This is a genomic window from Streptomyces sp. W16, from assembly GCF_033194735.1.
Classification (GTDB): Bacteria; Actinomycetota; Actinomycetes; order Streptomycetales; family Streptomycetaceae; genus Streptomyces.
The window spans coordinates 1-8,178 of sequence record NZ_JAWOAI010000459.1; the positions used below are offsets into that span (position 1 = coordinate 1).

General features: G+C 71.7%; 9 protein-coding genes. 5 read left to right on the forward strand and 4 right to left on the reverse strand.

Translation table 11 applies throughout. The features are described from left to right. The 3 genes from R6V09_RS40170 to R6V09_RS40180 all read left to right on the forward strand — a co-directional run. Nucleotides 1–1,594 (forward strand): TOMM precursor leader peptide-binding protein (locus R6V09_RS40170; protein ID WP_317886430.1); only part of this gene is annotated, 1,594 nt, incomplete at its 5' end. 103 nt (nucleotides 1,595–1,697) lie between these two features. Further along, on the forward strand, nucleotides 1,698–2,954 hold the full coding sequence (locus R6V09_RS40175; protein WP_317886431.1) for a sensor histidine kinase: 1,257 nt from the start codon (nucleotides 1,698–1,700) through the stop codon (nucleotides 2,952–2,954). A 121-nt stretch (nucleotides 2,955–3,075) separates the two neighbouring features. Then, nucleotides 3,076–3,588: a flavin reductase family protein gene (locus R6V09_RS40180; protein WP_317886432.1), complete on the forward strand. Its 513-nt coding sequence runs from the start codon at nucleotides 3,076–3,078 to the stop codon at nucleotides 3,586–3,588. 163 nt (nucleotides 3,589–3,751) lie between these two features. On the opposite strand, the gene R6V09_RS40185 is transcribed toward R6V09_RS40180, so the two are convergent. Then, nucleotides 3,752–4,672: an MBL fold metallo-hydrolase gene (locus R6V09_RS40185; RefSeq protein ID WP_317886433.1), complete on the reverse strand. Its 921-nt coding sequence runs from the start codon at nucleotides 4,670–4,672 to the stop codon at nucleotides 3,752–3,754. Nucleotides 4,673–4,827: 155 nt separating this feature from the next. Here R6V09_RS40185 and R6V09_RS40190 point away from each other — a divergent pair, with 155 nt between their 5' ends. Further along, nucleotides 4,828–5,436, forward strand: a complete 609-nt coding sequence (locus tag R6V09_RS40190) for a response regulator transcription factor (protein WP_317886434.1) — start codon at nucleotides 4,828–4,830, stop codon at nucleotides 5,434–5,436. A gap of 9 nt (nucleotides 5,437–5,445) precedes the next feature. Here R6V09_RS40190 and R6V09_RS40195 read toward each other — a convergent pair whose 3' ends face one another. Beyond that, nucleotides 5,446–6,090, reverse strand: coding sequence for a hypothetical protein (locus R6V09_RS40195; protein WP_317886435.1), 645 nt, complete (start codon nucleotides 6,088–6,090; stop codon nucleotides 5,446–5,448). A 172-nt stretch (nucleotides 6,091–6,262) separates the two neighbouring features. Between R6V09_RS40195 and R6V09_RS40200 the strand changes: the two genes are divergently transcribed. Beyond that, nucleotides 6,263–7,081: an AfsR/SARP family transcriptional regulator gene (locus tag R6V09_RS40200; protein WP_317886436.1), complete on the forward strand. Its 819-nt coding sequence runs from the start codon at nucleotides 6,263–6,265 to the stop codon at nucleotides 7,079–7,081. Here the strand turns inward: R6V09_RS40200 and R6V09_RS40205 are convergent. Together R6V09_RS40205 and R6V09_RS40210 are read right to left on the reverse strand one after the other, a co-directional pair. After that, the gene (locus tag R6V09_RS40205; protein ID WP_317886437.1) at nucleotides 7,051–7,995 is read right to left on the reverse strand and encodes a 4'-phosphopantetheinyl transferase family protein; all 945 of its coding nucleotides are present in this window, start codon (nucleotides 7,993–7,995) and stop codon (nucleotides 7,051–7,053) included. The two genes, R6V09_RS40200 and R6V09_RS40205, sit on opposite strands and share 31 nt — an antisense overlap. Beyond that, on the reverse strand, nucleotides 7,992–8,178 hold a 187-nt coding region (locus R6V09_RS40210), incomplete at its 5' end, for a hypothetical protein (RefSeq protein ID WP_317886438.1). The genes R6V09_RS40210 and R6V09_RS40205, both read right to left, overlap by 4 nt.

An 8,178-nucleotide genomic window follows, 5' to 3' on the forward strand; every position in this document is an offset into this window, starting at 1 on the left:
TCTCGCCGGGCCCGTACCCCGGCCCACGGCCTCGCCCCCGACCGGACGCGGCGTCGGCCTGCAGATCGCCGTCCTGGAAGCCGCCAAGTGGCTGGCGGGGATGCGCTACGACCGGCAGGACACCGTCTTCACCTACAACACGCTCACCCTGCGCGGCACCGGACACGAGGTGCGGCGCAGACCGCAGTGCCCGCAGTGCGGTGATCCCGGCCTGGTCGCCGAGCGGATCGCCGAGCCCGTGGCCCCCGTGTCACGCCCCAAGGCGCACCGCACGGGAAACGGCCACCGCTTCCTGGAACCGGGTCAACTCCTGGAAACCTACGGCCATTTGGTGGGCCCCGTGACCGGGATCGTACGAGACGTACGGCGCGACCCGTCGGGCCCCGGGTTCGTCGACTGCTATCTGTCCGGGCAGAACCTGGCCGTCGACTCCCGTACGCTCGCCGGACTGCGGGCCGGGCTGCGGAGCCTGAGCGGCGGCAAGGGGCTCAGCCCCGAAGAGGCGAGGGCGAGCGCGCTGGGCGAGGCGGTCGAGCGGTACAGCGGATCGCTGCACGGGGACGAGCCCGTCGTCCGCGACACGTTCCGCGCGCTCGGGGAGGCGGCCCTGCATCCCAACGCCTGCCAGCTCTACGATCCCCGCCAGTACCGCGACCGCGAGGCGTGGAACCGTACGCGGTCGCACTTCCAGTACGTGCCCAGGCCCTTCGACGTCGACCGGCCCACGGACTGGACGCCCGTCTGGTCGCTCACCGAACAGACCCACCGGCTCCTGCCCACGTCCCTGCTCTACTTCGACGCGGCGGAGGCGGGCCCCGACTCGGTGTGCGCGGACTCCAACGGCAACGCTGCCGGATCCAGCCTCGAAGATGCCCTGGTCCAGGGCTTCCTGGAGCTGGTGGAGCGCGACGCCGTCGCCCTGTGGTGGTACAACAGGACCCGCCACGCGGCCCTCGACCTGGATGCCTTCGGCGCCCCGTGGGTCGAGCGCGTCAAGGACGGCTGCCGGCTCCTCAACCGCGAGGTCTGGGCGCTCGACCTCACCTCCGACCTGGGCATCCCGGTGGTGGCCGCGCTCTCCCGCCGCACCGACAAACCCGCCGAGGACGTCGTCTTCGGCTTCGGCGCCCACTTCGACCCCGAGGTCGCCCTGCGCCGCGCGCTGACCGAGATGGCCCAACTGCTGCCCGCCGCGGCCGGGGCACGGCCCGACGGCACCGGCTACACCCTCACCGACCCCGAGCCGCGCTCCTGGTGGGAACGGGCCACGATCGCCAACCAGCCCTATCTGCGCGCCGATCCACGGCAGGCACCGCGCTCCCCGGAGCACTGGTCCTACGTCCCGCGCGCCGACCTCGCCGACGACGTCGCGGACATTCTCGCCCTGACCCGGCGCCACGGACTCGAACTCCTGGTGCTCGACCAGACCCGGCCCGACATCGGCCTCCCGGTGGTCAAGGTGATCGTCCCCGGCCTACGGCACTTCTGGGCCAGATTCGCCCCCGGGCGGCTGTACGACGCGCCGGTCCGGACCGGCCGGCTCGACGCACCGACCCCCTATGAGCGGCTCAACCCCGTACCGCTGTTCGTCTGAGCGGGCGCTCGTGCGGTGCATTCATGGGGAGATTTTTGGCCGCGTCTTGACATGACCTCCGTATGATTCGGTGCGGCTGTAGCCGTACTTGGGGGGTACCTACGTGTCAAGCAGGACCGCGCGCCGGATCGTGCCGGGCGAGTCGTCACCGTACGAACCACCGGAGGACGCTGCCGAGTCGGCGCGTCTTCCGGACGGCGGGCCGGGTGCGGCGGGCGGCATCCCCGCCCCTCGGCTCGCCCGCGCCATGCTGATCGCGGTGTTGCTCAGCTTTCTGCTGATCACCATTCTGAACATCACCCGCGAGACCATGCGCCCGTACATGCTGGTCATCGGCCTGGTGAGTCTGGGGCTGATATTCGCCCTGCAGCTCCGCCACTCCGCGGCGGGTGCCGCCCGCGCGTCGGGGCGCGCCAAACTGCTGACCCTCGGGCTGCAGGCCGCGCTCACCTATGTGCCGCTGTTCTTCTTCCGCTCCGAGTGGGGCGCGATGGCGGGCTTCCTCGCCGGCTCCGTGCTGCTGCTCCTGCCGACCTGGATCGGCTGGAGCCTGTACGGGTGCATCGGACTCACCATGCTGTGTCTGCCGATGGCGGAGGGCGAACCCCTGTACGACAGCGCCTACTACGCAGAATCGACTCTGCTGTGCGGCCTCGTCGTGTACGGGTTCACCTGGCTCACCGAGCTCGTGGTCCGCGTCCAGGCCACCCGGGGCGAGCTGGCCCGCACCGCCGTGGCCAACGAACGTCTGCGCTTCGCCCGCGACCTGCACGACCTCCTCGGCTACAGCCTCTCCGCCATCACGCTGAAGAGCGAGCTGATCCACCGCCTCGTGCTCAGCCACCCGGAGCGGGCCAGGGACGAGATCGGCACGGTGCTCACCATCTCGCGCCAGTCCCTGGCCGACGTACGCATGGTGGCCAGCGGATACCGGAAGATGTCGCTCTCCCAGGAGGCCACGTCGGCCGGCTCGGTGCTCAGCGCCGCGGAGGTCGTGGTGGAGGTCGCCATCCAACTGGGGCCGCTCGCCCCCCAGGTGGACACCGTCCTCGCCACGGTGCTGCGCGAGGGCATCACCAACGTGCTGCGCCACAGCGAGGTCCGGTACTGCACGATCAAGGCCTGGGAACAGGACGATCGCGCCATGCTGTCCGTGGTCAACGACGGGGTGGACCCCGGCAGGCGCGATCCGTCCCCGCACCGTGGGACCGGCCTGGGCAATCTGGCCGTGCGCCTCGGTGACGTCGGCGGCTCGCTGATCGCGTCCGTCCGCGACGACGGCTGCTTCGAGGTGCTCGCCGAGGCCCCGCTGCGACCGGTCGGGCCCGTGGCCGTGCAGGAGTCGGAGCCGATCGCCTGAACTCCGGCCCGCTCACCTCCAGTTGGCATCCAGCGGGTCTCCACCCGACTCGCCGATGCTCGTGCGACAGGCGCGGCACCCCGCCGTGCGAGCCGGACGGAGAAAGCGACGGTGAGGCTCAATGGCCGTGGACGCAGGACGGTTCCGGGAGCTCTTCGGCTCCTTCCCGACGACGGTCTCGATCGTGACGACGCTGGACGGGGCGGGTGAGCCCCGCGGGTTCACCTGCAACGCGGTGTCCGCGGTGTCGGTCGACCCGCCGCTGCTGCTGGTCTGTGTCGACAAGGGGTCACGCAGCCTGCCGGCCCTCCAGCACTCCGGTGCCTTCGTCGTGCACGTCCTCGCGGACGGCGGACAGGACGCGTCGGAGCGGTTCGCGGGAAAGGCGGCCGACAAGTTCGCCGGACACACCTGGCGCCCCTCCGAGGTCGCCCGCGGCGCGCCCGTGCTGAGCGGCATCGCGCTCGGCCACGCCGAGTGCACGGTCGTGCAGCGGGTGGAGGCCGGTGACCACTGGATCCTGATCGGCCGGGTGGAGGGCGCGGAGGTGTTCGCCGGCAGGCCGCTGCTCTACCACCAACGCGCCTACAGCGTCTGGGAGTCGGCCGCGGAGCTGGCGGGCACGCCCGGCTGACCCCGCCGCCGTACGACAGCGAAGCGGGCCTCCCCGGGGTCGGGGAGGCCCGCTTCGGGCGGCGCCACTGACGGCGTGCCGCCCAGGCCGTGTCCGCCAAGTCCCGCCTGCCCCGCGACGCCCGGCTCGCTCCCTCAATGCGACGGGACTTCGCGGACACGACCTAGGCGTGGCAGACCGGCAGCCCGCCGTGGAACTCGATCATCTCGCCGAACAGCGCCCCGATGTCCATCCGTTCGCCGGGCACCCCGCCCAGCGCCTCCGCGTACGCCCGGTGCAGGTTCGGCACCAGCCGCTCGGAGTCGAGGAGTTCGGCGAACTCGCCGAGATCGGTCTCCCGCGCCGCCTCCAACGGGCTGAGCCCCGCCGCCAGTCCGTCCCGCGCCAGCGTCTGCAGCCAGCGCAGATAGCTCTCGGCCCGGTCGAGGAGCTCGGGCCCGGCGACCGGGCCGTGCCCCGTCACCACGGTCCGCGCGCCGAACTTCCGCATTTCCACGAGGGCTTCGAGCGAGCCGGACACCGAACCCATCGGACAGAACGGGGTCGCCCCCGACATCACCAGGTCGCCGGTGAACAGCACACGCTCCCGGGGCAGCCACACGACGGTGTCGTCCGTGGTGTGGGCGGGGCCCAGATGCAGCAGCTCCGCGGTGACCTCGCCGACATGCAGCGTCATCCGCTTCTCGTACGTCAACGAAGGCAGCGCCAGCGAGAGTTCACCCCATTCGACGTCGGGCCACAGTCCGGTCAGATGCAGGCCGGCCCCGGCCATCTCCGTCCGGGTGCGCTCGTGCGCCACGACCACGGCCTCGGGCGCGAAGACGAAGTTGCCGAAGGTGTGGTCGCCGTGGAAGTGGGTGTTGACCACCGTCCGCGGCGCCCTCGGGGACACCCGGCGCACGGCGCTCCGCAGCGCGAGGGCACGGGCCTCGGTCGCCGCCGTGTCGATGAGGGCGCTCTCGCCGCCGGACACGATCACTCCCGCGTTGTTGAGACACCAGCCCCCGTCCGGCTGGACGTACGCGAAGACCTGGTCCGCGATCTCCTCAAGCCGGGGCTCCGACTCGGTCCGCAGCACTGTCACAGCCGTCTCCTGATCCGCTCGTGGGTACGACGGCAACCGTGACCGCCCTGGATCGAGGGACGGTCGAACCCGGCCGGACCGGCACCGCGGCGAGGCTACGATCGGTGGCTGTACGAAGAGCGCGAGCGGCCCCGGCCTTCACCAGGAGGAACGATTTGATACGCATCATGCTCGCCGAGGACGTGCACATGATCCGGGGCGCTCTGGTGGCCCTGCTGGAGCTGGAGAGCGACTTCGTGGTCGTCGCCGACGTGGAGCGCGGAGACGCGATCGTGCCGACGGCCCTGGAAGAGCGGCCGGACGTCGCCATCATCGACATCGACCTGCCGGGCCTGGACGGTCTCAGCGCCGCCGCCCAACTGCACGAACGGCTCCCGGAGTGCCGGTGCCTGATCCTCACCAGCCTCGGCCGCCCCGGCACCCTGCGCCGGGCCCTGGCCTCCAAGGTCTCCGGCTTCCTCCTCAAGGACGCCCCGCCGAAGGAACTGGCCCAGGCGGTGCGCCGGGTGCACGCGGGGCAGCGGGTGATCGACCCGCAGCTCGCCATGGATGCCTGGGGCGGCCCCGAAAGCCCGCTGACCGACCGCGAGTTGGAGGTTCTGCGACTCACCGCGGACGGCGCCGAGGCCGCGGAGATCGCCGCGACGCTGCATCTCTCGGTGGGCACCGTGCGCAACTACCTGACGACCGTGGTCGCCAAGGTGAACGGCCGCAACCGGGTGGACGCGGTCCGTATCGCCCGCGAGTCGGGCTGGCTGATCTGAGGGGTGCCCTCAGGCCTTCTCCGTCATCCCGGCGGCGGCCAGATAGGCGAGGATGTCCGCCGCCGTCGCGGGCGCCAGGGGAAGCGCGAGCACCGTCGCCGGGCTCACCGGACGCGCGAGAACACGTACGGACCATGCCGCCTCGGGCCGGTGCAGCACCACGCGGAACGGCGCGAGCGTCGATTCGAGGACCGGATCGCCGTCCGCCGCGCCGCGCAGGGAGGCCCACGGCGAGAGCCTGAGGGGATCGCCGTCGGTCAGCCGGACCGGATCGAAGAGGGTGCCACGTGTCTTCGTGAAGACCGAGAGCAGCGGCCCCTTCTTGTCGTCCGTGCCCAGACTCCGCACCACCAGATGCGAGAGCCGGTGCAGCACCGGCCACACGGGGGAGGCGCCGCACTCCCACGCCCCGGGCTCACGGATGGCGGGGTGGGCCAGCGACGGGTCCACGTTCGACAGCAGCACGGGTCCGAACGTCATCCGGCGCAGCACCTCGCACAGGACCGGGTCCGCGTCGCGCACCGGCTCGGTCGTGCAGCCGTCGCGCAGCACCAACTCGCCGTCCATGGACGCTTCGAGGGTCACTTCCTCGCGCAGGGACCAGAGCGGCAACGTACCGGGGTCGGTCCGCGGGACCTCAGGTTCGGGGGACACGCAGCACCTCCAGCAACTCCTGTGAGTATCGGGCCGCGGCGGGCACCGCGACAGTGAATGGCTCATGCCGCGGGCATGAGATGTTCACGCTCCAGAAGGTGACGAGCACACTGGGAACGGGCGGCGGGCCGATGTGACGATCCATGACGAAGGATCGCGAGGAGGTACCGCTGTGGAGATCAAAGTGCTCGGACCGCTACTGGTCCGGGAACGGGGCACGTCGATCGTGCCCAGTGCAGGCAAACCACGACAGATCCTCGCCGTGCTCGCGCTGCGCGCCGGCCGGGTCGTACCCGCTGCCACTCTCATGGAGGAGATCTGGGGTCAGGACATACCGCGCAGTGCGGCGACCACACTGCAGACCTACATCCTGCAACTGCGCCGGAAGATCGCGAACGCGCTCGGCGAAACACCGTCCAGGACGTCCAAGGAGGTCCTCGTCACCAGCTACGGCGGCTACCTGCTGCGGGCGGCTCCCGACGACAGCGATCTGCGGGAGTTCGAGCGTCAGTCGGCCGCGGGCGGTGCCGCCCTGGAGCGGGGAGACGCCCACGCCGCCGCCGAACTGCTGTCCCGGGCACTCGGCCTGTGGAGCGGTGAGGCCCTCGCGGACGTGCCGGTGGGGCCCGTGCTCGGCCTGGACCTGGTGGGGATGGAGGAGGCCAGGATGCGCACGCTTGAGCAGCGCATCGAGGCCGACCTCTCGATCGGCAGGCACGCCGGGATCGTCGCCGAACTGCGCATGCTGGTCGCCCGGTTCCCGATGCAGGAGAGCCTGGTGGCGCAGCTGATGCTGGCGCTCTACCGCTCCGGGAGCACCTGGCGGGCCCTGGAGAGCTTCCAGCGGCTGCGCTCCACCCTGGTGGAGGAGCTGGGCATCGAACCCTCGGCCCGGCTGCAGGAGTTGCACGGCAGGATGCTGGCGGGCTGCGCCACCCTCGACCTCCCGGAGCCCGCGGGCTACGGGGTACCGGCCAGGCTCTCGGCCTGAGGTGCCCACGGCTGCCGTCCAGGACCGGATTCCGTCCCGCTGGAGGACGGGTCCGTTCCGGCGCGGTCTGCGGCGGCGGCCAGGACGGTGGCCGTGAGGTCCCCGTCGAGCATCGTGCGGGCCTGGGTGTCGCGGATGTCACCGAGCCCGCTGCGCGAGATCGCGGCGCTCGCCGTGTAGGCGCCGTCGAGCACATGCGACTGGAACCACCACTGGCCCTGCTCCACCGGCACCCCGTCGGCCCTCAGCAGCCGGCCGGGGCCCTCGCCGCCGACGGGGTCGAAGCCGAACGAGGAGAACGACATCCGCATCCCGAACCCGAGCGCCTTGCTGTACGCCTCCTTGAGCGTCCAGAGCCGCACCAACGCGGCGTTGCGCCGGTCGGCGGGCAGCCGGCCGATGGCCTCCGACTCCCGTGCGATGCAGATGTCACGCTCCACGGGGCTGCCCAGGACGGTCCGGTCGGCCGCCTCCACGTCCACTCCGACGATGCCCAGCCGGCTCACGGCGACCACCAGCATCTGCCCGGTGTGGCTGAGGCTCACCTCCAGCTGGTCGCACCCCCGGACATAGGGGCGCCCGCCCGGCCTGCGCGCCAGGTCGAGCTGCTCGGGTTCGGCACCGAGGGCCGCGGCGGCGGCGTGCTTGAGCAGCATCCGCGAGGCCGCGAACCGGTGCCGGTGCCCTGGACTGCCGATCCTCTCGTACCGGGTGAACTCCCTGCCCAACAGGCCTTTGACGGCCGGGAGTTCGGGACTCCAGTCGACAGGACGCCCCCACACCAGGGCGTAGCCCGTGGTGGACAGGGCCTGGTGCAGGCCGGGCAGGGGCGCGCCGGGTCCCGGAGCGAACGTCGGACGAGGTCCCGGGTTGTACGCGGCCGGATCGCTCTCCTGCTGCAGTGCGGTGCTCATGCGGTGACGCCTCCTGCCAGTGGTTCGTCGTACAGGTCGAGCGTGCGGCCCTGCGCACAGCGGGCCAGGACCTCGGTCATCGCCGCCGCCGCGCTGTCGGCGGCCTCGGCGGGCACGGGCAGACCGAGCCGTACGGCGATCCTGCCGAGCACGCCCAACAGCCCCAGGGAGTCGACCGGTTCG